Genomic DNA, 23,084 nt, shown 5'->3' on the forward strand with positions numbered 1-23,084 from the left:
CCGATGTGGCAAACTGTTTTGGATCGCGTATTGCGGGGTTTCATCACCCGCGGAACTCTGCGGATCACCTTCCCGGACGGGACGGCGCGCACCTATGGCGACGCCACGCAGCCCGAGGCGCATGTCACCCTTCATGACCCCGCATTGATGGCGCGCTTGGTGCACAGTCCCGAGATGGCTTTTGGCGAGGGCTACATGAATGGCACCCTGACCGTCGACGAGGGCGGCCTGGAAAGCGCCATGCGGATCGCGATTCGATGCGCGGCCAGCGGGTCATTGCCCATGCTGCAGCAGATCCAAGACTGGGCCGGGTATCTGCTGCGGCCGATCCTGCAGCGCAACTCGGTCCGCTCGGCGCGGCGCAACGTGGCGCATCACTATGACCTGTCCGACGACTTCTACCGGCTGATGCTGGACCCTGACATGCAGTACAGCTGCGCCTATTTCCAGCAGCCCTGGATGACTTTGGAACAAGCGCAAGCCGCCAAAAAGGCGCATATTGCGCGCAAGCTTTGCCTGGAGCCCGGAATGCGCGTACTGGATATCGGCTGCGGCTGGGGCGGTCTGGCCCTGACGCTGGCGCGTGACCACGGCGTGCAGGTGACCGGGCTGACCCTGTCACAGAACCAGCACCGCACCGCGACCGCGCGGGTGCAGCAGGCCGGGCTGGCCGACCGCGTCGACATTCGGCTGATGGACTACCGGCAGATGCAGGATCAGTTCGACCGGATTGTCTCAGTCGGGATGCTGGAGCATGTGGGCGCGCCACAGCTGCGCACCTATTTCGACCGGGTCGCCGCTCTGCTGAAGCCCGACGGTGTGGCGTTGATCCATTCCATCGGCCGCAACGGGCCGCCCACCGGCCAGTCGCCCTGGCTGAACAAGTACATCTTCCCGGGTGGCTATGTCCCGTCGCTCGAGGAAATCGTCAAACCCGTGGCGCGCACCGGTCTGTGGTTTCTGGATGTCGAAAGCCTGCGGTTGCATTATGCCCTGACCCTGCGCGCTTGGCGCGACCGGTTCGAGAGCAATCTGGATCAGGTGCGCGCGATGTATGACGACCGGTTCATCCGCATGTGGCGGTTCTATCTGACCGCCTGCATTTTGGTGTTCGAAGAGCGTGACCAGACCGTTTTCCAACTGCAGCTGAGTCATCGCCGCGACGCGGCGCCATTGACGCGGGACTATCTCTACCAGCCCGGTCAAGACATGCGCGACGCCGCCGAGTAGAGCCCCTAGAACGGGCGCTGCACGTTGCCGGAATAGAAGAACACGCCAAGCCCGGCGGCAAAGATGATGTTGCCCGCAATCGCGTGCAGCAGCACCGCATAGAAGAACGACCCACGCTTGCGGTAGGCCCATGAAAACAGCAGCCCGCCCGCGAATGTCATCACGGTGACGATCCAGCTCCAATACATCAGGTGCGCAAAGGCAAACAGCCCGGCGTTCAGCAACGGCAAGGCCGCGCCGTTAGGCAGGACCGCGTGATAGCGGCGATAGAACAGCGTGCGGAACAGCAGTTCTTGCGGCAGTGCCGACAGCAACGGATAGCCCAGCCAGATCACGGCCAGAAATTCGGGCCGGTGCAGCAGCAGAAAAAAGGCCGCATCCGGGCGCGTGGCCATCACCAGGGCCGAACAGATCGCGGCCATTGCCAGAATGAACCCGATCACCTCGGCCCAGCGCCAGTTGCGCCAACCATAGCGCAGCTCTGCCCAGGAAAAGCCCGGGGTGCGGTGCAGCAGGGCGATCCCGACAGCGGTGAAGAAGAACAGCGCCGGAAACATCCAGTCGGGTGGAAACAGAACGGCGATCAGCAAGGGGACCGCGACATAGAACGCCACGAACTCAGCCTTCAGGCGCAGGTTCGACACCTGCAATCCACGCGCAGAACTGCGGTCGCTCATGACAGCATCACCTCAGCCGGTATCAAACCGCGCAGGGAATTGCCCATCCAGACCCGGCGCGCGGCGGCCAGGTCATGCAGGGTCAAGACCGCTTCGACCGCGCGTCCGGTTTCGATCAACTCCTCGCGCAGGATGCCCGGCAGCAGGCCCGCCGCAACCGGAGGTGTCAGCAGGCGCCCATCTTCCGTTTTGACGAACAGGTTGGTGATGGTGCCCTCGCACAGTTCATCCCGTTCGTTCAGGAACAACAGCTCGTCCACGCCGTCGGGCAATTCCGCCCGTGCCTGATCATAGATCGCGCGGCGGGTGGTCTTGTGGCGCAGCCAGATGTCCGAGGACGTCAGCCTTGTCGTCGCCAGACCCACCGTCCAGTCCGGCGGGTTGTCCGCCAGAGGCCCCGTGGTGATCTCAGGTGCACCGGTCAAGTCCAGCGTCAGCCGGCACCTTAGCGGGTCCGCGCCGATCACACCGTCCACCACTTCGCCGACGCGCCACACGTCGAACCGAACACCCAGCCAGTCAGCTGTCCGCGCCATGCGCCGCAGGTGGCGCTCCAGCCGCAAAAAGCCCTGCCCGGGCCGAAACGCAAAGGTTTCGATCAGGCGGAAATCAGGCTCAGTTGGTGCGCGAACCGGGCTTTCCATAGCGCTTCCTCGTATTCCGACGCGGCGGTGCTGTCCCAGACGACGCCCCCGCCGACGTTCAGCGTGGCCCGATTACCCTCGACCATCAAGGTCCGGATTGCGACGTTGAATTCCGACCGCCCGTCTGGGGCGGCCCAGCCGATGGTGCCGCAATAGATGTCGCGCGGCCAGGGCTCCAGATCCGACAGAATCTCCATCGCACGGATCTTGGGCGCCCCGGTAATCGATCCACAGGGAAACAGCGCCGTCAGGATGTCGGACAACCCCGCCCCCATCTGCAGCCGCGCCTGCACCAGCGACACCATCTGATGCACGGTGGCGTAGGTCTCGACCTTGAACAGCTCAGGCACCTGAACGGTTCCCGGCAGCGCCACGCGGCTGATGTCATTGCGCAGCAGGTCCACGATCATCAGGTTCTCGGCCCGGTTCTTTTCGTCCGAGGAAAGGAAATCGCGCCGCCGCGCGTCCTCGACCAGATCGGCGCTGCGCGGCTGGGTGCCCTTCATCGGCCGGGTCTCGATCATCCCGTCGGCATCGGTGCGGAAGAACAGCTCGGGCGAGCGGCTGAGCAGATCGGGCAGCCCGTCCTGCTGGACCAGCGCGCCATGGCCGACCGGCTGTCCGGCGGTCAGCCCGGCGTAGAGCGCGGCGCTGTCGCCCTCGGTTTCCAGGTCAATGGGAAATGTCAGGTTGGCCTGATAGATGTCCCCGGCCCCGATGGCATCATGCACGGCGCGGAAGGCTTCGGCATAGCGCGCCTCGCTCCAACGCGGCTGGAACGCGGTCAGCCCGGCCGCACCGGACGGCAGGTCCTGGGCGCTCGGGCCATCGAACACCCCAAAGCACAGCAGCGGCAATCGACGGTTCGCGGGCAGCCTTGCGGCCAGCTTGGGCTCAAGCGCATAGCCCAGCTCGTAACTGGCATATCCGGCCAGCCAGCCGCCCTGCGCGCGCGCGTCATCCAGCGCCGCCAATGCCTGGGGCACCTGCTCCGCCCGGTCGGCACGGATCACTTGGGAGGGCCGGTCGAAACCGGTGCCCGGACCGGCGGGTCCCTGATCGAAACGAATCCGCAATTGCTTCCTCATCTGCCGTGCAGCGGCATATAGAGAATACGGTGCCAAGGGAAAGGGGGGAAAGCGGCAATTTCGCTTCCGTTTCCGATCCCCCTTGCACCTTTTGCCCGGGTCCCTATAACGCACGACAATTTGGGCGCATGGGCGGCGCCCGCGACTCGTGCAAAATCGAAGGGACCAGGCCATGCCGAAGAGAACCGACATCCAGTCGATCATGATCATCGGGGCGGGGCCCATTGTCATCGGGCAAGCCTGCGAATTCGACTATTCCGGCGCTCAGGCCTGCAAGGCCCTGCGCGAGGAAGGGTACCGGGTCATCCTGGTGAACTCGAACCCTGCCACGATCATGACCGACCCGGAACTGGCCGACGCCACCTATATCGAGCCGATCACGCCCGAGGTCGTCGCCAAGATCATCGAAAAGGAACGTCCCGACGCGCTGCTTCCCACGATGGGAGGTCAGACCGGCCTGAACACCTCCTTGGCGCTGGAGGAGATGGGCGTGCTGGAAAAATTCGGCGTCGAGATGATCGGCGCCAAGCGCGAGGCCATCGAAATGGCCGAGGACCGCAAGCTGTTCCGTGAGGCGATGGACCGCCTGGGCCTTGAAAACCCCAAGGCCACCATCGTCACCGCCCCCAAAAAGGCCGACGGCTCTGCCGATCTGGATGCCGGCGTGCAAATGGCCCTGGACGAGTTGGAAAACATCGGCTTGCCTGCGATCATCCGCCCGGCCTTTACCTTGGGCGGCACCGGCGGCGGTGTGGCTTACAACCGTGAGGATTACATCCACTTTTGCCGCTCGGGCATGGATGCCTCGCCGGTGAACCAGATCCTCGTCGACGAAAGCCTTCTGGGCTGGAAAGAATATGAAATGGAGGTGGTGCGCGACACTGCCGACAACGCGATCATCGTCTGCTCGATCGAGAACGTCGATCCGATGGGCGTGCATACCGGCGACTCGATCACCGTGGCCCCTGCCCTGACGCTGACCGACAAGGAATACCAGATCATGCGCAACGGCTCGATCGCCGTTCTGCGCGAGATTGGGGTCGAAACCGGTGGATCGAACGTGCAGTGGGCGATCAACCCTGATGATGGCCGTATGGTCGTGATCGAGATGAACCCGCGCGTGTCGCGGTCATCCGCACTGGCGTCCAAGGCAACCGGTTTCCCGATTGCCAAGATCGCAGCGAAGCTGGCCGTGGGATATACGCTGGACGAGCTGGACAACGACATCACCAAGGTCACGCCCGCGAGCTTTGAGCCCACCATTGACTATGTCGTCACCAAGATCCCGAAATTCGCCTTCGAGAAATTCCCCGGATCCGAGCCTTATCTGACCACCGCGATGAAATCGGTTGGCGAGGCGATGTCGATCGGCCGCACGATCCACGAATCGATGCAAAAGGCGCTGGCTTCGATGGAGTCGGGCCTGACCGGGTTTGACGAAGTTGAAATTCCGGGCCTGAGCATCGGCCCATGGGATGCGGTCGAAAGCAGCGACGACAAGGCACATGTCATTAAGGCCATCAGCCAGCAGACACCCGACCGTTTGCGGACCATCGCGCAGGCGATGCGCCACGGTCTGACCGACGACGAAATCTTTGCCGTCACCAAGTTCGACCCCTGGTTCCTGGCCCGCATCCGCGAGATCATCGAGGCGGAACGCACCGTTCGCAAGGACGGCCTGCCGATGACCGAGGACGGCCTGCGCCGGCTCAAGATGCTGGGCTTTACTGATGCGCGTCTGGGCAATCTGGCCGGCCGCGACGAGGCCAACGTGCGCCGCGCTCGACACAATCTGGGCGTCACCGCCGTGTTCAAGCGGATCGACACATGCGCCGCCGAGTTCGAGGCGCAGACGCCCTACATGTATTCGACCTACGAGGCCCCCACGATGGGCGAGGTCGAATGCGAGGCGCGCCCCAGCGACCGCAAGAAGGTCGTCATTCTGGGCGGCGGCCCCAACCGGATCGGCCAGGGGATCGAGTTCGACTATTGCTGCTGCCACGCCTGTTTCGCGCTGACCGACGCGGGCTATGAAACAATCATGGTCAACTGCAACCCCGAGACGGTTTCGACCGACTACGACACCTCGGACCGGCTGTATTTCGAGCCGCTGACCTTCGAGCATGTGATGGAGATCCTGCGGACCGAGCAGCAGAACGGCACACTGCACGGCGTGATCGTGCAGTTCGGTGGTCAGACCCCGCTGAAGCTGGCCAATGCGCTCGAGGCCGAAGGTATTCCGATCCTAGGCACCACGCCGGACGCGATCGACCTGGCCGAAGACCGTGAACGGTTCCAGGCACTGGTCAACGATCTGGGCCTGAAGCAACCCAAGAACGGTATCGCTTCGACCGACGCGCAAGCGCTTGAGATCGCAGAAGAGATCGGGTTCCCACTGGTGATCCGCCCCTCCTACGTTCTGGGCGGCCGCGCGATGGAGATCGTGCGCGACATGGATCAGCTGAAACGCTACATCAATGAGGCCGTGGTGGTCTCGGGCGACAGTCCGGTGCTGTTGGACAGCTATCTGGCCGGCGCGGTCGAGCTGGACGTGGACGCGCTGTGCGACGGCAAGGATGTCCATGTGGCCGGCATCATGCAGCATATCGAAGAGGCCGGCGTGCACTCGGGCGACTCGGCCTGTTCGCTGCCGCCCTATTCGCTGTCGAAAGAGATCATCTCCGAAATCAAGGACCAGACCTACAAGCTGGCCAAGGCGCTGAACGTCGTGGGCCTGATGAACGTGCAGTTCGCGATCAAGGATGACGAGATCTACCTGATCGAGGTCAACCCGCGCGCCAGCCGCACCGTGCCCTTTGTGGCCAAGGCGACCGACAGCGCAATCGCCTCGATCGCCGCGCGGGTGATGGCAGGCGAGCCGCTGTCGAACTTCCCGCAACGCCCGCCCTACAAGGAAGGTCAGGATACCAAGATCGCCGACCAGATGACCCTGGCCGACCCGGATATGCCGTGGTTCTCGGTGAAAGAAGCGGTGCTGCCCTTCGCCCGTTTCCCCGGCGTCGATACCATCCTTGGCCCCGAGATGCGCTCGACCGGCGAGGTCATGGGCTGGGACCGCGACTTCCCGCGGGCCTTCCTCAAGGCGCAGATGGGCGCGGGCATGGTGTTGCCGTCCAAGGGACGGGCTTTCATCTCGATCAAGGATGCCGACAAGGGTCCGGCGATGATCGAGGCTGCGCAGGTTCTGGTCGAGCAGGGATTCTCGCTGGTGGCCACCCGCGGAACACAGACATGGCTGGAATCCAAGGGCGTGCCCTGTGACGTGGTCAACAAGGTCTACGAGGGCCGCCCCGATGTGGTGGACATGTTGAAGGACGGTCAGGTCCAGTTGGTCATGAACACCACCGAAGGCGCGCAGGCAGTTGAGGACAGCAAGGCCATCCGCTCGATCGCGCTCTATGACAAAATCCCCTACTACACCACGGCTGCGGCCAGCCACGCCGCCGCACTGGCCATCAAGGCGCAGGCTGAAGGGGATGTGGAGGTCAAATCGCTACAGGGCTGAAGCCCGCAGCGGACAAACAAAAAGCCCCGGCCGTTCGCCGGGGCTTTTTTGTGGGATCATGCAGTCTGCGCCGCCAACCTGCGCTGTTCTTCCCGAGAGAAGAACAGCATGTAGAACACCGGCGCGGCGACCATGGTCAGGATCGTCGCGAAAGCCAGACCACCCATGATCGTCACTGCCATCGACACGAAGAACGCGTCGGTCAGCAGCGGCGCCATCCCCAAGATCGTGGTGATCGCCGCCAGCATGACCGGGCGCAGACGCGAGACCGAGGCTTCGATGATCGCTTCGCGCAGAGGCTTGCCCGTGGCGCGGACAAGGTCGATCTCTTCGACCAGAACAATACCGTTCTTGATCAGCATCCCTGACAGGCTGAGCAGCCCGAGAAGCGCGGTGAAGGTAAAGGGCAGGCCCGTGCCCAGCAGCCCGATCACCACGCCGTTCACCGACATCGGCACCAGCAGCCAGATGATGACCGGTTGCCGGATCGCGTTGAACAGCAGCACCGAGATCAGAACCATGATCAACAGGCTCAGCGGCAGCTGTTTGCCCAGGCTGGCTTGCGCTTTGCCGGAATCCTCGAACTCACCGCCCCATTCCAGCTTGTAGCCCAGCGGCAGCTCCATGTCCTCGATCGCGCCGCGAACCTCGGAATGAACCTGTGCCGCGGTCAGGCCGGCTGGGATGTCTGCGCCCACCGTGACGGTCAGAACGCGATCGCGCCTATGCACCAGTGTATTGAGCGCTTTGTACTGGAACCCGTCCACCATCTGCTCGATCGGCACGAATTTCTGTGACTGGTCCGAGTACACCACTTGATCCACGATCGAGTATTCTCCGTCCGCCGGGCGTCGCAGGATAATCGGGATCAGGCGGTCCCTCTCGCGGAACACGCCGCCGGTGATTCCGTCCGTCGAGAATTGCAGGGTGGCGGCAATGTCTTCGCGGGTAACACCGGCCGTCTGCGCACGTTCGGTCGCATAGATCGGCTGGACCGCCAATTCCATTTCACGCCAGTCGTGATGCACGTCCAGCGCATTTGGCGATGCCGCCGACATGCGCCGCACCGCCTCGTCGGCCAGTTGCCGCAGCACGACCGGATCGCTGCCCGAGAACCGCGCCTCGATCGGGGTACCGCCACCGGGGCCGAAGACCAGACGCTTGGTCCGGAATTCGCCTTCGGGGAATTGAGTTTCACCAAAGGCCTCCAGATCGGCGCGCAGGACAGGAATGTCCTCGAGCGTTTCGGTCCGGATGATCATGTGCCCATAGCTTGGGTTGGGCTTCTCGGCCGAATAGGTCAACATGAACCGCGTCGCGCCCTGCCCCACGAACGTGGTGACCGAGACGACATCATTCCGCTGGGCCAGCCAGTCTTCAAAGACTTGCATATCGGCACTCGTCCGCGCGACCGGAGTCCCCTGCGGCAGCTTGTAATGGACGAAGAACAGCGGCGTGTTGGAGTCCGGGAAAAACTGCTGTTTCACCATCGCGAAGCCGGCATAGCAGACCACGGTGACCCCGACCAAACCGGCCACCACCAGCCAACGGAACCGCAATGCCCAGCGCAGGATCGCCCCGTAGGTTCGGAACAGGATGCCGCTATAGGCGTCGACATCCACGTCCTTGCCCTGTTTGAAGAAATAATGCCCCAACAACGGTGTCGCCGTGATGGCCAGCACCCAACTCAGCAGCAAAGAGATCGCGATCACCGCAAATAGCGAGAACAGGAATTCGCCCGTCGCATCCGGGCTGAGCCCAATCCCGGCAAAGGCCATGATCCCGATGACCGTGGCCCCAAGCAGGGGGATCTGTGTCTTGGACGCGGCCTCGTCGGCAGCATCGCGCGAATTTTTTCCCTTGAGCATGGAGATCTGCATCCCCTCGGCCACCACGATGGCATTATCGACCAGCATCCCCATCGCAATGATCAGCGCGCCCAGCGAAATGCGCTCCATCTCGATGGAAAACAGCGCCATGAACAGCAGGGTCCCGACAACGGTCAACAAAAGGGTCGAGCCCACAACCACTGCCGCGCGCCAACCCATGAATATTCCAAGCACCGCCACCACGATGGCAACCGACATGGCCAGGTTCACTAGAAAATCGTTCGAAGCCTGCTCGACCACGACGTGCTGCTGGTAGATCGGCAATACATCGACGCCCGCGGGAATTTCCACATCCAGTTCGGCCAGCTTGGCGTCGACGCGCTTTCCGACCTCCACGATGTTTTCCGTCGATAGGCCGGCAATACCCAGGGTGAAGGCTTCGACGCCGTTGAACCGGATCATGATGTCAGGATCGGTCTGGCGGGCCCGGTAGACATCGGCCATGTCAAAGAGGTTGATCACTTGCCCCTGAGAGCCAACCGACAGCCCTGCGATCTCGGACACGCTGTCCGATCCATCCGCCGTCAGGATCGTGGTGCGATCGTCGTCTGACCGAAGCGTCCCTGACGACTGAACCGAATTGGCGTTGGCGATCGCTTCGTTGATCGACTGCAACGGCACGTTCTGGTTGACCGAAATGGCCAGGTCCGGCTCGATGAAAATGGCTTCGTCTGGCAAACCCTGCACTTCAACGTCCGCAACGCCCTCAACGGTCAGCAACTCGCGCCGCAAGAAGGTCGACAATTCGTGCTTTTCGGCGTCGCTGAACCCTTCCGCGGTGACCGCATAGAAAAGACCGAACACGTCACCGAACCCGTCATTCACATAGGGCTGGCTGACACCGGACGGCAATCCACGGGCCGCATCCCGGACCTTGGCGCGCAGTCGGGTCCAGATATCCGGCAATTCGCTGCCATCGTAGGTGGACTTGATCTCGACTTCGATCAGCGATTGACCGGGACGGTTGACCGAAGTGATGACATCGACCTCGCCCATCTGCTGGATGGCAGATTCCAAGGGTTCCGAGACTTCCTCGGCCACCTGTTCAGCCGTCGCACCGGGATAAGTGGTCAGCACTACGGCGTTCTTGATGGTAAAGGCCGGATCTTCGAGCCGCCCGAGCGACGAAAATCCCCAGATACCACCCAGCAGTGCAATCAGGATCACCAGCCACGTATAGATCGGCCTGTCGATCGAGGCGCGTGCGATATTCATCCTCGCCCCCTTCAGTTCGCAAAGCCGGCAAAGCGGCGCACGGTCTGCCCATCGGTCAGAACGGACCCGCCGGCCACCACGATTTCGTCGCCGTCCGACAATCCGGTCAGAACCCGGACGTCACCTGTCTGGGTAGGTTCGATGGTCACGGGAACACGCCGCACGGCGCCAACATCTGCACCGACCGGCGAAAAGACCATAACGCCCAGATTGCCCTCGGCGTCGGCGACAATCGCGGTCGGGGGGACGATGATGCCAATGCGTTTGTCATCGACCTGAACATTGACGGTTACCGACGAGCCGGGCAGCACCCGCAAGTCTTCCGGCGGCGTGAGGCCGAACTGAATCCGGAACGTCTGGCCGACGCTCGAAGTTTCAGCGTCGAATTCGCGGATTTCCAACGGGAAGACCTCGTCACTTGCGGGGAATTTTGCCGTGATCGAAATGCCATCTTCCTGGCTGGTCCTCTGGAACAGGATTTCGGGCACATCGACCTCGATCCTCAATTCGGACAGATCGTGGATCCGGACGATCGGCGTTCCGGCGGCCACGGTGGTGAAGTTTTCGACCTCACGCCGCGATACCAGCGCATCGAACGGCGCGGTCAGAGTCGTGTGCTCGAGGTTGTACTCGGCGTCACGCACCGCGATTGCAGCCAGTTGGGCGGCGGTTTCAGCGTCATCGACAGCGACCTGGCTTGCAGTCGTCCCCCGCAGGCGCGACAGGCGGGCCACGGTGCGGTCAGCCTGATCCTTCTGAAGACGCGCACGTTCCAGTGCCAGTTCGAACGGCTCTTGGTCCAGCTTTGCAATCAGGCTGCCCTTGGGCACCTGGAACCCTTCGTTGACGGGCAGTTCCACGATCTGTCCGGCGACCTGAAACGCCAGATCGACAGTCTGCCGCGCGGCCACGCGCCCGAAGAACTGGCGTGAGAATCCGGGAGCGGTCTCATGCACCACCATAAGTTTTACAGGCTTGGTGTCGTCTTGCGCCGCAAGCGGTGCGGCCAGTACGGCAAGGGCAAGGCCCAGCGAAGTCAGCAGCTTCATTTCGTCAATCCCTCGGGTATTCCCGTTTTCAGAATGTTGTCCCGGATCTTGCGGGCAAGCCGGGCAAATTGAGCGGTTTCCTCGTTATCCAAACCGGAGGCACGGTGAAACAGCTCTCCGGCGGTGGTAACCAGCATGTTGCGGGCTTCGGCACCTTTGTCGGTCAGCACCAGCAACCACGCACGGCGATCATCGGGATCCTGCTGACGGGTCAGATAACCGGCCGCCTCAAGCGCATCGGCGGTGGCCGTAATGGTCGACGGCACGGTCAGCATGTCGGCCGCCAACACTCCCATCCGCTTGGGCTGATCTAACTTGATCAACATGTGGCATTCCTGATGGCTGAGATCGGTATCAATGCAGCCGAAACTCTCTTCCAGTTTCCAGTACAGCGCATAGACGCCCATCATCGCCTGGATCTCAGGGGTCAGTCGGGCCAGCCGTTCACTGATGTCTTTGGTCATGGATGCTCTCCGCGCGAGTCGAGCGGTGATATACTTCGGATTTCGAACTATTCAAGATGTGAAGTTGAATTTGCGCAAACCTATGCCGTTCCCTTGGGTCAACATCTCTTGATCTGGGGGCGCTGTGACTGCATTTTGGGCGAATCCGAAACATTCAGGACCCGACATGTACACGCCCGCAATCACCGGTACCGGGGTTTTCACGCCCGAAAACGTCATCACCAATGCCGAGCTGGTCAAAGCCTTCAACGCCTATGCCGACAAGATGAATGCTGCCAACGCCGATGCCATCGCCGCGGGCGAGATGGAGCCGATGCAGCACTCCTCGGAAGAGTTCATCGTCAAGGCATCCGGCATCGAGAACCGGTACGTCATGGACAAGACCGGCGTGCTGGACCCGGACGTGATGCACCCCCTGCTGCGCCAACGCAGCGATGACGAGCCGGGCATAATGACCGAAATGGCACTGGACGCCTGCAAAAAAGCGCTGGCCCAGGCCGGGCGGACGGCGGCGGATGTCGATCTGGTGATCTGTGCCGCGTCGAACCATGAACGCGCCTATCCCGCCATTGCGGTCGAAATCCAGAACGCGTTGGGCATCACTGGTTTTGGGTTCGATATGAACGTGGCCTGTTCTTCGGCGACGTTCGGCATTCAGGCTGCGGCCGACATGATCCGGTCGGGGTCCGTACGGGCGGCGCTGGTGGTCAACCCCGAGATCTGCTCGGGGCACCTGGAGTGGCGCGACCGAGATTGTCACTTCATCTTCGGCGACGTGGCCACCGCCACGCTGATCGAACGGACCGAAGATGCCAAAGGCCCGCATTTCGAGATCCTGTCGACCCGCTGCGCGACCGAGTTTTCCAACAACATCCGCAACAACAACGGCTTTCTGCGGCGCACCCGGCCCGACGGGTTGACCGACCGGCGCGACATGCAGTTCATGCAGAACGGCCGCAAGGTGTTCAAGGAAGTGCTGCCGATGGTCAGCAAACACATCAGCGACCACATGGATTCCGAAGGGATCGAAAGCGGCGATCTCAAGCGGCTGTGGCTGCACCAGGCCAACAAAACGATGAATGATTTCATCGGCAAGAAGGTCTTGGGCCGAGAGCCGGAGCCGGGCGAACAGCCCAACATCCTGCAGGACTATGCCAATACATCGTCAGCCGGGTCGATCATCGCCTTTTCCAAATATTCAGACGATCTTCAGGATGGCGATGTCGGCCTGATCTGCTCGTTCGGCGCAGGGTATTCGGTTGGGTCCGTCATCGTCAAACGCCACGCCTGACACGCCGGCGCCGCCAGTCCACGTCCGGCGTAACAAGCGATAACCTCGAACATTTCGCCCGCGCAGGCGGACTGTTTTTGTATTCCTGAATACTTCTTCAGAATTGATACAGCACAGCTTAACCCGCGGCCTCCATCTGGAAGGCCATGCAATTCCGCATGTCAGGTGACGCTAGGTTTAGAAAGGTGCGCCATGTTCAAGAGTTCTAAGTCAGGAATGGCGGCCTGGGTTGTCGCCCCGTTATTGGGGGTTGCTGCAGCCAGCGCGGCCATGGCCGAGCCCCAGGTCTGCAACGCCAACACAGCACGGGTCGCGGCCAACAATGGTGATTATGCGGCCCTTTGCGGCTGTTCGCAGGTTACGCCCAGTTTCCTCTCGCATCTGCAACAACGGGCAGATTTCGGGTCGGTTCTTGCCAATACCTCGCAGCAGTGTCCGGGGCTGGCCAATCTGCTGAGCGATTTGCCGACCGGATCGATTTCCAACGCCAACAGCTTTGACGGCCGCGAAAACGACCCCAGCGGGTTTCAACCCGCATCGAGCACCGGCCCAGCCGCCGGCGGCGGATCCGGGTCGGGCGGCGGAAACAGTGGCCCCGGCAATGGCGGGGGGAACGATGACCCCGGTGATGGCGGATCCGACGATCCGGGCAACGGCGGCGGCAAGCCTGGCGATGGCGGCAGCAAGCCCGGCAAGGGTGGAGACAAACCCGGCAAGGGCGGTGGCAAGCCCGGCCATGGTGACGGCAAGCCCGGCAAGGTTGGCGGTCACGGCGGCGGTAAAGGCAAAAACGGCGACGGGAAAGGCGGCGGCAAGGGCAACAATGGCGGCGGCAAAGGCAACAACGGGGGCGGAAATGGGCCCGAAGGCTCAAGCCCTGGACGCGGGAACAACGCCAACAACGACGAAAACTGACAAAGGCTATGAGCTTCTTCAGCTCAGCTTGAAGAAGGCGATGCGCACATCGCCTTTTTCACCGCCCCATGACGGCTTGCCGGGAAATTAGGTCAGCTGACGCTTTCCTCTTCGAGGTGCAATTTCATCTCGATCAGAACCTGTTGCAGCAACGAGGTTTCTTTCAGCAGACGCTTGGCTTCGTTGACGGTAATGATGCCATCCTCGATCGCGGCCTGGTATTCGGTCATCAGCATCGCGAAACGCTGGCTCAGTGCGATCACGTCCGAATTGACGCCGCCGGTACGCGTACCGGTCGAATTGCGCTCATCATAGGACAAGGTGATGTTCTTCAGGTCCGCCAGGGCCGAAGTCACATGCGGGTAGCTGGCCGCGTTTTCCAGACGTGCAACCGCATCCACCGGCATGAACCGGTCACTGTGCTCGGGATTGTCGGAGTAATACCGACCTAATGTGGCCTTGGATTTCCCTGTGATCTCGCATGCTGCTTCGATCCCCACGTCCTTGACCAAAGCTTCGGTGTGCTTTTTCAGATAGGCCCCGATATCCGCCATTTTTGTACCTTTGTTCGCTGCGCCCTCTTGCCCGGCTGTCCGCACCGGGGAAAGGGAGGGGAAATTTCCCATACTCGAGTCATAATTGAAATGTCATATGTTGGCTATCCCTCAGATATGCGGGGGTTTTGTGAGTGAGTGGCGGCAGTTAATGCCGGTAAAGAGTGTTTGTGGGGCAGTATTTCAGGCCCTGCGCTGTTTCGGCCATTTCGTGGCCGGCGGTGTCGCTGTTGTGGAAGCGGGGTTATCCATCCCCAAGAGCATATGCTCGGCCTCTGCGACTGCAATGGCGGCGTCGATTCCTTTCAGGACATTGACGACTTGCTCGCGCAGCGTGAGCCGATTAGACCCAGCCCATGGCCAAGCTGTACTTTAACTACTCAACCATGAACGCAGGCAAGTCCACGGTGCTGCTTCAGGCGTCGCACAACTATCGCGAGCGCGGCATGGACACCTATCTGATGACCGCAGCCATTGACGGGCGCGCGGGCCAGGGACGTATAGCATCGCGGATCGGAATCTCGGAACAGGCCGATACGTTCAATCCCCGCGACGATGTGTTTGCGATGATTCAAGACCGTCTTGATCAGGGGAAAGTGGCCTGTGTTTTTGTGGACGAGGCGCAGTTTCTGACCGAAGAACAGGTCTGGCAATTGGCCCGCGCGGTGGATGACCTCAAAGTACCGGTTCTGGCCTACGGGTTGCGAGTGGATTTTCAAGGCAAGCTGTTCCCCGGTTCAGCGGCTCTGCTGGCCCTAGCCGATGAAATGCGCGAGGTCCGCACCATCTGCAGATGCGGGCGGAAAGCCACGATGGTGATCCGTCAGGACGAAAACGGCAAAACCATCACTCAAGGTGCGCAGGTGCAGATCGGCGGAAACGAGACCTATGTTTCACTCTGCCGGAGACACTGGCGCGAGGCCGTGGGCAGTTAGACCAGATTTGGCAACGGTCGGCCGGCGACAAAAGCCGCCACATTGTCCAAAGCCATGTGCCCCATATCCGTGCGCACTTGCTCGGTCGCAGTGCCCAGATGCGGCAGCAGGGTGACATTCTCCATCTCGCGCAGCGCCTGCGGCACGGCGGGTTCAAACTCGTAGACATCCAGCCCGGCCCCGGCGATCTGGCCGTTATTCAGCGCATGGATCAGTGCAGCTTCGTCCACGACTTCTCCGCGAGCGATGTTGACCAGAATGGCCGACGGCCGCATAGCTGAAAGAACCGAAGCGTCTATGAGGTGGAAGGTGTCAACACCACCGGGGACGGCGACGACCAGAAAATCGACCACAGCAGCCAGGGTCGCCAAGTCGGGAACGAACTCGGCAGGGAAATCCAGATCCTTGGGCGTTCGGGATTGATAGCTGACCTGCATCCCGAACCCGAAATGACAGCGCCGGGCAATGGCTTGCCCGATCCGTCCCATTCCGATGATTCCGACCCGTTTCCCGGTGACGTGCTGTCCCAGCATCTGGGTCGGGTGCCAGCCCCGCCAATTGCCGGACCGGACCAGCCGTTCACCCTCGCCCGCGCGGCGGGCCGTTGCCAGCAGCAGGGTCATGGCAATGTCCGCTGTTGCATCCGTGACCGCCCCCGGTGTGTTGGTCACGCGAACACCAGCAGCCTGCGCTGCCGCCACATCAATGTGATTGAAACCCACCCCGAAATTGGCCAGCAATTTGCACCGCGGAACCGTGACCATTTCAAAGACATTGGCCGAAAAGACATCGCCCAAAGTCGGAACGACCACGTCGTAGTCCCGCAATGCGCGCGCCAACTCATCAATGCTGAGCGGTGCGTTGCTATCTCGGATATCGACGTCGAACTCATCCCGCGCGCGGGCCGTGACCGCGGGGGTCATCGGTCGGGTGATCAACAGCTTCATCAGTGCATCCGCCCGCCCACGGGAACTTTGCCATCAGGACCGATCAAAACAATCTCGCCCGATTCGTCGGGCAGACCCAGAACAAGAACCTCAGACATGAACCGTCCGATCTGACGCGGCGGGAAATTGACCACGGCCAGCACTTGTTTGCCCACAAGGGATTCGGGCGTGTAATGCACGGTAACCTGTGCCGAGGTCTTGCGCTCGCCGATCTCGTCGCCGAAGTCGATCCACATCTTGATCGCGGGCTTGCGCGCCTCGGGATAGGGTTCGGCCCGGGTGACTTCACCTACGCGGATGTCGACTTTGAGGAAGTCGTCGAAGGATATTTCACTCACCGGACAACTCCTTGGATCGATCGGTTGCCGCCTTTACGGCTCGGTGCAACAGGTTTGGAAACCCTTCCTGTTCATGCATCAGGACTTCCAGCGCTGCCTGCGTCGTTCCGTTGGGTGACGTGACATTGATGCGCAATTGCGACGGATCTTCCTCGGACGCTATCGCCAGGGCCCCTGCCCCGGCAACCGTCGCCTTGGCCAAGCGCATGGCCAGATCATGCGGAAGGCCTTGCGCCTCGCCGGCGGCAGCCAGCGTTTCAATCAAATGAAAGACATAGGCCGGGCCCGAGCCGCTGAGACCGGTGACCGCGTCCATCTGCGCCTCATCCTGCAGGCGCACGGTATCACCGATGGCCGAAAGCAGATCTTCGGCCAGTGTCATGTCAGAACCCGACGTGCTGGCGTTTCCGATCAGCGCGGTAATGCCTTGCCGGATCGCCGCGGGCGTGTTCGGCATGGCCCGAATGATCGGTGTGCCAGCCCCCAGAACGCGCTCGAACGTGGCGATGGAAGTTCCGGCGGCGACCGAGATGAACAGGGTTCCACCTCCCCCAAACGCCTGAATTGCCGGCAATGCCTCGCCCATCATCTGAGGTTTGACGGCAACCAGAACGACGGCAGGTCTTTCAGGAAGTGGGGTGTTGATATTGACCCCTTGCGCCCTGAGCCAATCGGAAGGGTTGGGGTCGATCACCCATACGGATGCGGATGGCAGGCCATGTTCGAGCCAACCGGCCAACATGGCCGACCCCATCTTGCCGCATCCCAGAAGCACCAGCCCCTGATCCGCGACGCGTGACATGTCCATGATTGCCCCTCCCCTGCTTTTGCGGTTTGGGGCAAAGCTTTACGCGCGGCCGTAAGCCTCTGCAATGGCGACTTGCATCGCATCCTCGGGCGTACGGTTGCCCCAGGTTACCAACTGGATCGCAGGATAGTAACGCTCGGCGCTCAGGACAGCGGCGGTGATCATCGTGTCAATCTGTTCGGGGCTGGCCGATTGCCCGCCGCTGAGCACCAGACCGTAGCGGTAGACCATCAGCTTCTGATTGCCCCAGTAGGTGAAGGCGCCGGCCCAGCACTGGTCATTCATGCGGTTCAGCAATTCATAGAGATCGGAAACCCGGTCCTCGGGCGGCTCCATCTCGAACGAGCAGACCATCCGCAGGGTCTCGTCATAGTTGGACCAGGCCAACGTGATCGAGTAGGTGCGCCACTGTCCTTCGACCGCCATGGCGATCTGGTCGTCACCGATCCGGTCGAAATCCCAATCGTGGTGTTCAGCCAGATGTTCGACAATATCAATCGGATGAATGTCTTCTTCGAAATACTGCTCGGAAAGTGCCATGGTGCCACCTCACTTAATACCTAGCATTTCGGGGCTGGCAGCGCCCCAGCGCTAGTTGCCTGCTCTACAAGCCGGGCTTCCCCCATAGGCCTGTACTAAATATGGTGCGCTGTGGCTGGGACTCTGGCAACCCCCATTCTTGGGGATAACAGCAATAAGTTGTGGACAGCTGGCAACGGCCACCAAAATATTGGCGCACCCTGCAGCTTTGCCTTGATTTATTTTCGCAATGCGGCGAGACTCCCCACACTGCGACACCCAGCGCGGGTTGAGCGGTGTAGGGTCTTGCCAAAAATTCTGAAATGCCGATCTGCGGCTGGGCTTATTTGTCCAGCTTGGTTTCAAGCGCGGCGATCCGCGCTTCCAGCGCCGCGTTTTCTTCGCGCGCTTTCTGGGCCATCGCGCGGACGGCATCGAACTCTTCTCGCGTTACAAAGTCGCGATCCGCCAGCCAGCGGTCGACCAAGGACTTCATCGCCGTTTCAGCCTCTTCCCGCGCACCCTGCGCCACGCCCATTGCGTTGGTCATCAACTGGGACATATCGTCCAGAAACTTGTTGCGGGTTTGCATGTGTCTACTCCGGAATCGCGAATGCCTTCTATATGGGGGATAGAGAGCCCAGTCTCAAGGTTGACTTGGTCAGCCAACCCCGGGCAATGAGACGCACATGCAAGCTGTTTTGAATTTCCCCGATCTGTCACCCGAGCTGTTCTCGATTTCCGCCTTCGGGATCGAGTTCGCGCTGCGGTGGTATGCGCTGGCCTATATCGCGGGCATCCTGATCGCGTGGCGCATGGCAGTGATGGCGGTGCGCCGTCCCGCTTTGTGGCCGGATCAATCCCCGCCCCTGAGACCGGACCAGTTGGAGGACCTGATCACCTGGATCATCCTTGGGGTCATCATCGGCGGGCGATTGGGCTTTGTTCTGTTCTATCAGCCCGAATACTACCTGTCCCACCCGCTTGAGATCCTTAAGGTCTGGCAGGGTGGCATGTCCTTTCACGGCGGCCTTCTGGGTGTGGTGATCGCATCGCTGGTCTTCGCGCGACGCCATTCGGCCCCCTTGCTTTCGCTGGCCGACTTGATCGCCCATACCGTTCCCCCCGGCCTGTTGCTTGGCCGTTTGGCCAATTTCGTCAATGCCGAGCTGTGGGGCCGACCCAGCGAACTGCCCTGGGCGGTGATCTTTCCCGGCGCAGCAGCTCAGGACTGCGCCAATGTCGCTGCTGGGCTTTGCGCCCGCCACCCGTCGCAGTTGTACGAGGCTGCACTGGAAGGCGTGCTGTTGGGCCTGCTTTTGTTGTGGCTGGTCTATCGGCGCGGCGCATTTCATTGGCCCGGCCGCATCATGGGCGTATTTCTGGCGGGCTATGGCGCTTCGCGCTTCATCGTCGAGTTCTTTCGTCAACCCGACGCGCAATTCGTCTCGGTCGGAAACCCGCTGGGACTTGCGTGGCATGTGGGCGGCTACGGCCTGACGATGGGCCAGATCCTATCTGTACCGATGATCGCAGTCGGCTTGTGGTTCGCCCTACGGGCACGGCGGGCGGCATGAGCTTGCTTGGCCATCTGACCGACCGCATCCGGCAAGACGGGCCGATGAGCGTGGCGGACTACATGGCCGAATGCCTTCTGCATCCAACGCACGGCTACTACACCACCCGCGACCCGTTGGGCGCGCATGGAGACTTTGTCACCGCTCCGGAAATCAGCCAGATGTTCGGCGAAGTGATTGGTCTTTGTCTCGCGCAGGGCTGGATTGATCAAGGCAGACCCGACCGGTTTGCGCTCGCCGAGCTGGGCCCGGGGCGCGGAACACTCATGGCCGATATTCTGCGGGCCACCCGGGGCGTGCCCGGGTTTCACGACGCCGCGCAGGTGGTATTGCTCGAAGCCTCGCCCGTTCTGCGCGGACTTCAGGCCGAGGCCCTGGATGCGCACGCACCGAACTGGATCGTTTCGGTGGGCGATCTCCCAGAGCTTCCGCTATTTCTTGTGGCCAATGAATTTTTCGACGCTTTGCCCATCCGCCAGTTTCTGCGCGACGGCGACGGCTGGTGCGAACGTCTTGTGGGCCTGCAGGGCGATCAGCTGGCATTCGGCCTTGGCCCGAGGGCGACGCAAGCGGCCTTGGCGACGCGCCTCGAGGATACACGGGACGGTGATCTGGTCGAGTTGTGCGCGGCGGCGGTTCCCATCGTGACCGAAACGGCCCGCATCATCCGTAGCCACGGTGGTATGGCTCTCGTCATCGACTATGGCGACTGGCGTTCGCTGGGCGACACGTTGCAGGCCGTCAAGGGGCACGAATACGTCGACCCGCTCGCCACACCGGGTCAGGCCGACCTGACTGCACATGTGGATTTCGAAACGCTGGAATTGGCGGCGGGCGCGACGGGCTGCGCCCATACGCGGCTGACGCCTCAGGGTGTGTTTCTTGAGCGTCTGGGCATCACCCAACGCGCACAGTCTCTGGCCAGCGCGTTGACCGGATCAAATCTGGAAACGCTGGTTCGGGCACATCGGCGGTTGACGCACCCGGAGGAAATGGGAAACCTGTTCAAGGTGCTGGGCCTCTACCCGAAAACTGCGATGCCACCATCGGGACTTGGGACATGACTCTGGAAATTCTGACCTCGGATTTGTTGTCACCGATTCGACACGGGTTCTTCAGTCGCAAGGGCGGCGCCTCGTCCGGTATCTTCAGCGGGCTGAATTGTGGCACGGGCTCGTCCGACCTGAGCGAGGCGGTCGCGCTGAACCGAAGCAGAGTGGCCGAGGCCATGGGCGTCAAACTGGATGCATTGGTCGGCGTGCATCAGGTACATTCCCCACACGTGATCACCGTCGACAAGCCGATTGCAGGCGAGAAGCCAAGGGCCGATGCAATCGTTACCGCAACGCCGGGCCTCGCGCTGACGATCCTGACGGCCGACTGCCAGCCGGTACTGTTCGCGGATCCTCAAGCTAAAGTGATCGGGGCGGCCCATGCGGGATGGCGCGGTGCTCTGGACGGTGTCCTTGAGGCGACGCTGGACGCCATGGAGGCGCTGGGTGCGCACCGCAAAAACATCATCGCCGTCATCGGCCCGACGATCTCGCAGCGCGCCTACGAGGTTGGCCCGGAGTTTCTGGAAGACTTCCTTTTGGAAAGCCAGGACAACGCGCGTTTCTTTGCAAATGGGCAAGGCGACCGGATGCATTTCGACCTGCCGGCCTTTGGCCTTCACAAGCTGCGTCAGGCCGGCGTCGGGCAGGCAGAATGGACGCGGCATTGCACCTATTCGGAGCCCGACAAGTTCTATTCCTACCGGCGCGCGACCCACGCCGGCGAGGCGGATTACGGCCGCCTGATTTCCGCCATACGATTGTAAAGATCGGCCGAATTAAGGCGAAAGCGCCACTTTTCCGCCACATTTATTGTGTCTATCTGTCATCAGAATCGTTGTTAATTTTTGCCAGTGCTCAGATGGTTATCCGTACTCCGAACGTCTGATTTCTGGCATCCGAACTCAGGGGGTGCCGCAAGACTTCATCATTGTCCTAAATTGATCCCGGAACAGCCACATCGCTGCCGCAAAGACGCGTCACATTGGCTTTACAAAGGGAAAAGGGCTTAGGCCCGAACTTCGAGCAGGACATGAATATGAAGTTGAAATCTCGCTTTCTTCGCGCCGTTGTCGCGGCCACCAGGGACCAACAACCGGAAATGCCCTGGAAGCGGGTTTCCAGTCACTCTGCAAGGGTCGTGCGCCGGTTGGCCGCGCGACGCTGATACGAAATCCCTCTGGGGCCAGCTGCCGGCCTCAACAGGGCAAGACGCGCACCGGAAGCTGCTCTGGGCCGGTGCGTGAACCGAGGCTGGTATTCGCAGCCGACGTTTTTCAGGGCGTTTGTGTGCGGACAATTACGTTCGCAGTGTACGAGTTTGTCTGGGGGGTCATTGTGTTGACCAAACGAAAGCGAAATCCATTCGCCATGCGCGGCCATGTCGGTACCCGCATGGAGGTGGCGCACTTTTTTCAAGACAAAGAATCAAGCTGTCAGGCGGGCCTGCACTGGGATGTTTCCTGCCTGTTCGGCGTATTGGAAGGAACGGAATAATATGACTATTCCAAATTCACTGGCACGTGCCGCGCAGAATGCCATCGACACTTCGGCACTGCTCCGCGAAGCACCGCGTCCAGGCACCAAACAGAAGGCGCAACTGCGTCGATACGAGGTGAGTGCACTGCTGAAAAACGGGGAAGTTTCGCAGACACGCCACATCGCACCGGCGCTGCCAGTTTTTGAAGACGCGTTCTGCGCCTTTACACGTGGGTCTCTGGTCGAGACGGAACACGGCCCGGTCGCCATCGAGGACTTGATGCCGGGCGACACGGTCCTGACCCAGACCGGCGCATCCGAAAAGGTGTTGTGGAAAGGCTCGGTCACTTTGGTACCTGGCCGCGAAGACTCGCGCGGGCGGACACGCCCTTTGACCCGCATCATGGCAGACACGTTCGGCATGCAAAAACCATTGTCCGGCGTCATTGCCGGCCCCGCGGCCCGCTTGCTGGCGACGCCGGCGCATCTGAGGCATCTTGGAGGTGGCCAGCCGATGCTGACACCCGTTGCCGAATTTCAGGACGGCATGTCCGTAATCGAAACGCAGCCGCCCACTCCGGTCGAGCTGTTCCATATCTGCCTGGAGCGCCACGCGGTCATCAATGTCGATGGGCTGCAGTTCGAAACCTATCATCCCGGCGTGAACGCGGTCCGGATGATGAGCCACTCGCTGCGCTCGATCTACCTGAACCTGTTCGCGCATATCCATTCCTTGCACGATTTCGGTCCGTTGCTTATGGCACGCGCCGGGGAGGGCGAGATCGACGCCATCACGGCGTGACAGCTTTAACCATCACCACTGCATTTTGGGGGGCAACATGCAGATTTTACTGAGTTGGGCCATTTCTCTGGCCATCGTGGCGGTT

Annotated in this window: 21 protein-coding genes; 9 read left to right on the forward strand and 12 right to left on the reverse strand. The window is 61.3% G+C overall.

The window, feature by feature from the left end; all coding sequences use genetic code 11:
* Window positions 1-3 precede the first annotated feature (3 nt).
* Window positions 4-1,230, forward strand: a complete 1,227-nt coding sequence (locus tag ACR3EL_RS12615; RefSeq protein ID WP_170340039.1) for an SAM-dependent methyltransferase — start codon at window positions 4-6, stop codon at window positions 1,228-1,230.
* Window positions 1,231-1,235: 5 nt separating this feature from the next.
* Here ACR3EL_RS12615 and ACR3EL_RS12620 read toward each other — a convergent pair whose 3' ends face one another.
* From ACR3EL_RS12620 to ACR3EL_RS12630, 3 genes are read right to left on the reverse strand one after another with little or no spacing between them, the layout of a single operon-like run.
* The gene (locus ACR3EL_RS12620) at window positions 1,236-1,907 is read right to left on the reverse strand and encodes a CPBP family intramembrane glutamic endopeptidase (protein ID WP_170367995.1); all 672 of its coding nucleotides are present in this window, start codon (window positions 1,905-1,907) and stop codon (window positions 1,236-1,238) included.
* On the reverse strand, window positions 1,904-2,551 hold the full coding sequence (locus ACR3EL_RS12625; protein ID WP_480721803.1) for an aminotransferase class IV family protein: 648 nt from the start codon (window positions 2,549-2,551) through the stop codon (window positions 1,904-1,906). Before ACR3EL_RS12625 ends, ACR3EL_RS12620 begins: the two co-directional genes overlap by 4 nt.
* On the reverse strand, window positions 2,506-3,627 hold the full coding sequence (locus tag ACR3EL_RS12630) for an aminodeoxychorismate synthase component I (RefSeq protein ID WP_480721805.1): 1,122 nt from the start codon (window positions 3,625-3,627) through the stop codon (window positions 2,506-2,508). Before ACR3EL_RS12630 ends, ACR3EL_RS12625 begins: the two co-directional genes overlap by 46 nt.
* A 184-nt stretch (window positions 3,628-3,811) precedes the next feature.
* Between ACR3EL_RS12630 and carB the strand changes: the two genes are divergently transcribed.
* Window positions 3,812-7,165, forward strand: coding sequence for a carbamoyl-phosphate synthase large subunit (gene carB / locus ACR3EL_RS12635; RefSeq protein WP_480721807.1), 3,354 nt, complete (start codon window positions 3,812-3,814; stop codon window positions 7,163-7,165).
* Window positions 7,166-7,221: 56 nt separating this feature from the next.
* Here the strand turns inward: carB and ACR3EL_RS12640 are convergent, their stop codons facing one another.
* From ACR3EL_RS12640 to ACR3EL_RS12650, 3 genes are read right to left on the reverse strand one after another with little or no spacing between them, the layout of a single operon-like run.
* A complete protein-coding gene (locus ACR3EL_RS12640; protein ID WP_170340025.1) occupies window positions 7,222-10,269 on the reverse strand; it encodes an efflux RND transporter permease subunit in 3,048 nt (1,015 codons plus the stop codon).
* Between the two features lie 11 nt (window positions 10,270-10,280).
* Window positions 10,281-11,318 carry an efflux RND transporter periplasmic adaptor subunit gene (locus ACR3EL_RS12645; protein WP_170441679.1) on the reverse strand — a complete coding sequence of 346 codons (1,038 nt, stop codon included), beginning with the start codon at window positions 11,316-11,318 and terminating at the stop codon, window positions 10,281-10,283.
* Window positions 11,315-11,782, reverse strand: a complete 468-nt coding sequence (locus ACR3EL_RS12650; RefSeq protein WP_480721811.1) for a MarR family winged helix-turn-helix transcriptional regulator — start codon at window positions 11,780-11,782, stop codon at window positions 11,315-11,317. The genes ACR3EL_RS12645 and ACR3EL_RS12650 overlap by 4 nt, the downstream gene beginning before the upstream one ends.
* Before the next feature lie 166 nt (window positions 11,783-11,948).
* Between ACR3EL_RS12650 and ACR3EL_RS12655 the strand changes: the two genes are divergently transcribed.
* Window positions 11,949-13,073, forward strand: coding sequence for a beta-ketoacyl-ACP synthase III (locus ACR3EL_RS12655; RefSeq protein ID WP_170340019.1), 1,125 nt, complete (start codon window positions 11,949-11,951; stop codon window positions 13,071-13,073).
* Between the two features lie 192 nt (window positions 13,074-13,265).
* Window positions 13,266-13,988 carry a hypothetical protein gene (locus ACR3EL_RS12660; RefSeq protein ID WP_480721813.1) on the forward strand — a complete coding sequence of 241 codons (723 nt, stop codon included), beginning with the start codon at window positions 13,266-13,268 and terminating at the stop codon, window positions 13,986-13,988.
* Window positions 13,989-14,080: 92 nt separating this feature from the next.
* Here the strand turns inward: ACR3EL_RS12660 and ACR3EL_RS12665 are convergent, their stop codons facing one another.
* Window positions 14,081-14,542 carry a hypothetical protein gene (locus ACR3EL_RS12665; protein ID WP_093965032.1) on the reverse strand — a complete coding sequence of 154 codons (462 nt, stop codon included), beginning with the start codon at window positions 14,540-14,542 and terminating at the stop codon, window positions 14,081-14,083.
* 356 nt (window positions 14,543-14,898) lie between these two features.
* Here ACR3EL_RS12665 and ACR3EL_RS12670 point away from each other — a divergent pair, with 356 nt between their 5' ends.
* Window positions 14,899-15,477, forward strand: coding sequence for a thymidine kinase (locus ACR3EL_RS12670; RefSeq protein WP_093964678.1), 579 nt, complete (start codon window positions 14,899-14,901; stop codon window positions 15,475-15,477).
* Here the strand turns inward: ACR3EL_RS12670 and ACR3EL_RS12675 are convergent.
* From ACR3EL_RS12675 to ACR3EL_RS12695, 5 genes are all read right to left on the reverse strand, one after another.
* On the reverse strand, window positions 15,474-16,424 hold the full coding sequence (locus ACR3EL_RS12675; RefSeq protein ID WP_480721816.1) for a 2-hydroxyacid dehydrogenase: 951 nt from the start codon (window positions 16,422-16,424) through the stop codon (window positions 15,474-15,476). The two genes, ACR3EL_RS12670 and ACR3EL_RS12675, sit on opposite strands and share 4 nt — an antisense overlap.
* Window positions 16,424-16,762 (reverse strand): tRNA-binding protein, encoded by a 339-nt coding sequence (locus ACR3EL_RS12680; protein ID WP_170340013.1) that lies wholly within the window; start codon window positions 16,760-16,762, stop codon window positions 16,424-16,426. The genes ACR3EL_RS12675 and ACR3EL_RS12680 overlap by 1 nt, the downstream gene beginning before the upstream one ends.
* A complete protein-coding gene (proC, locus tag ACR3EL_RS12685; protein WP_170340011.1) occupies window positions 16,755-17,570 on the reverse strand; it encodes a pyrroline-5-carboxylate reductase in 816 nt (271 codons plus the stop codon). Before proC ends, ACR3EL_RS12680 begins: the two co-directional genes overlap by 8 nt.
* 39 nt (window positions 17,571-17,609) lie before the next feature.
* The gene (locus tag ACR3EL_RS12690) at window positions 17,610-18,110 is read right to left on the reverse strand and encodes a type III secretion system chaperone family protein (protein WP_093964674.1); all 501 of its coding nucleotides are present in this window, start codon (window positions 18,108-18,110) and stop codon (window positions 17,610-17,612) included.
* A gap of 322 nt (window positions 18,111-18,432) precedes the next feature.
* Window positions 18,433-18,681, reverse strand: coding sequence for an accessory factor UbiK family protein (locus ACR3EL_RS12695; protein WP_170357147.1), 249 nt, complete (start codon window positions 18,679-18,681; stop codon window positions 18,433-18,435).
* A gap of 97 nt (window positions 18,682-18,778) precedes the next feature.
* Between ACR3EL_RS12695 and lgt the strand changes: the two genes are divergently transcribed.
* The 4 genes from lgt to ACR3EL_RS12715 all read left to right on the forward strand — a co-directional run bounded on the left by lgt (window position 18,779) and on the right by ACR3EL_RS12715 (window position 22,999).
* Entirely contained in the window at window positions 18,779-19,666 is an 888-nt protein-coding gene (lgt, locus tag ACR3EL_RS12700) for a prolipoprotein diacylglyceryl transferase (RefSeq protein ID WP_093964672.1), read from the forward strand.
* Entirely contained in the window at window positions 19,663-20,730 is a 1,068-nt protein-coding gene (locus ACR3EL_RS12705; protein ID WP_480721822.1) for a class I SAM-dependent methyltransferase, read from the forward strand. Before lgt ends, ACR3EL_RS12705 begins: the two co-directional genes overlap by 4 nt.
* Window positions 20,727-21,485, forward strand: coding sequence for a peptidoglycan editing factor PgeF (gene pgeF / locus ACR3EL_RS12710; protein ID WP_480721824.1), 759 nt, complete (start codon window positions 20,727-20,729; stop codon window positions 21,483-21,485). Before ACR3EL_RS12705 ends, pgeF begins: the two co-directional genes overlap by 4 nt.
* A 731-nt stretch (window positions 21,486-22,216) precedes the next feature.
* Window positions 22,217-22,999: a Hint domain-containing protein gene (locus ACR3EL_RS12715; RefSeq protein ID WP_170441659.1), complete on the forward strand. Its 783-nt coding sequence runs from the start codon at window positions 22,217-22,219 to the stop codon at window positions 22,997-22,999.
* Window positions 23,000-23,084 lie beyond the last annotated feature (85 nt).

The organism is Ruegeria sp. BJ3 (assembly GCF_056535665.1).

Coding starts and splice junctions, on each gene's coding strand:
- ACR3EL_RS12655 (WP_170340019.1), top strand. CDS start 11,949: ATGTACACGCCCGCAATCACCGGTACCGGGGTTTTCACGCCCGAAAAC.
- ACR3EL_RS12665 (WP_093965032.1), bottom strand. CDS start 14,542: ATGGCGGATATCGGGGCCTATCTGAAAAAGCACACCGAAGCTTTGGTC.
- ACR3EL_RS12640 (WP_170340025.1), bottom strand. CDS start 10,269: ATGAATATCGCACGCGCCTCGATCGACAGGCCGATCTATACGTGGCTG.
- ACR3EL_RS12625 (WP_480721803.1), bottom strand. CDS start 2,551: ATGGAAAGCCCGGTTCGCGCACCAACTGAGCCTGATTTCCGCCTGATC.
- ACR3EL_RS12650 (WP_480721811.1), bottom strand. CDS start 11,782: ATGACCAAAGACATCAGTGAACGGCTGGCCCGACTGACCCCTGAGATC.
- ACR3EL_RS12620 (WP_170367995.1), bottom strand. CDS start 1,907: ATGAGCGACCGCAGTTCTGCGCGTGGATTGCAGGTGTCGAACCTGCGC.
- carB (WP_480721807.1), top strand. CDS start 3,812: ATGCCGAAGAGAACCGACATCCAGTCGATCATGATCATCGGGGCGGGG.
- ACR3EL_RS12645 (WP_170441679.1), bottom strand. CDS start 11,318: ATGAAGCTGCTGACTTCGCTGGGCCTTGCCCTTGCCGTACTGGCCGCA.
- ACR3EL_RS12690 (WP_093964674.1), bottom strand. CDS start 18,110: ATGGCACTTTCCGAGCAGTATTTCGAAGAAGACATTCATCCGATTGAT.
- ACR3EL_RS12660 (WP_480721813.1), top strand. CDS start 13,266: ATGTTCAAGAGTTCTAAGTCAGGAATGGCGGCCTGGGTTGTCGCCCCG.
- ACR3EL_RS12675 (WP_480721816.1), bottom strand. CDS start 16,424: ATGAAGCTGTTGATCACCCGACCGATGACCCCCGCGGTCACGGCCCGC.
- lgt (WP_093964672.1), top strand. CDS start 18,779: ATGCAAGCTGTTTTGAATTTCCCCGATCTGTCACCCGAGCTGTTCTCG.
- ACR3EL_RS12715 (WP_170441659.1), top strand. CDS start 22,217: ATGACTATTCCAAATTCACTGGCACGTGCCGCGCAGAATGCCATCGAC.
- ACR3EL_RS12670 (WP_093964678.1), top strand. CDS start 14,899: ATGGCCAAGCTGTACTTTAACTACTCAACCATGAACGCAGGCAAGTCC.
- ACR3EL_RS12705 (WP_480721822.1), top strand. CDS start 19,663: ATGAGCTTGCTTGGCCATCTGACCGACCGCATCCGGCAAGACGGGCCG.
- pgeF (WP_480721824.1), top strand. CDS start 20,727: ATGACTCTGGAAATTCTGACCTCGGATTTGTTGTCACCGATTCGACAC.
- ACR3EL_RS12695 (WP_170357147.1), bottom strand. CDS start 18,681: ATGCAAACCCGCAACAAGTTTCTGGACGATATGTCCCAGTTGATGACC.
- ACR3EL_RS12615 (WP_170340039.1), top strand. CDS start 4: ATGTGGCAAACTGTTTTGGATCGCGTATTGCGGGGTTTCATCACCCGC.
- proC (WP_170340011.1), bottom strand. CDS start 17,570: ATGGACATGTCACGCGTCGCGGATCAGGGGCTGGTGCTTCTGGGATGC.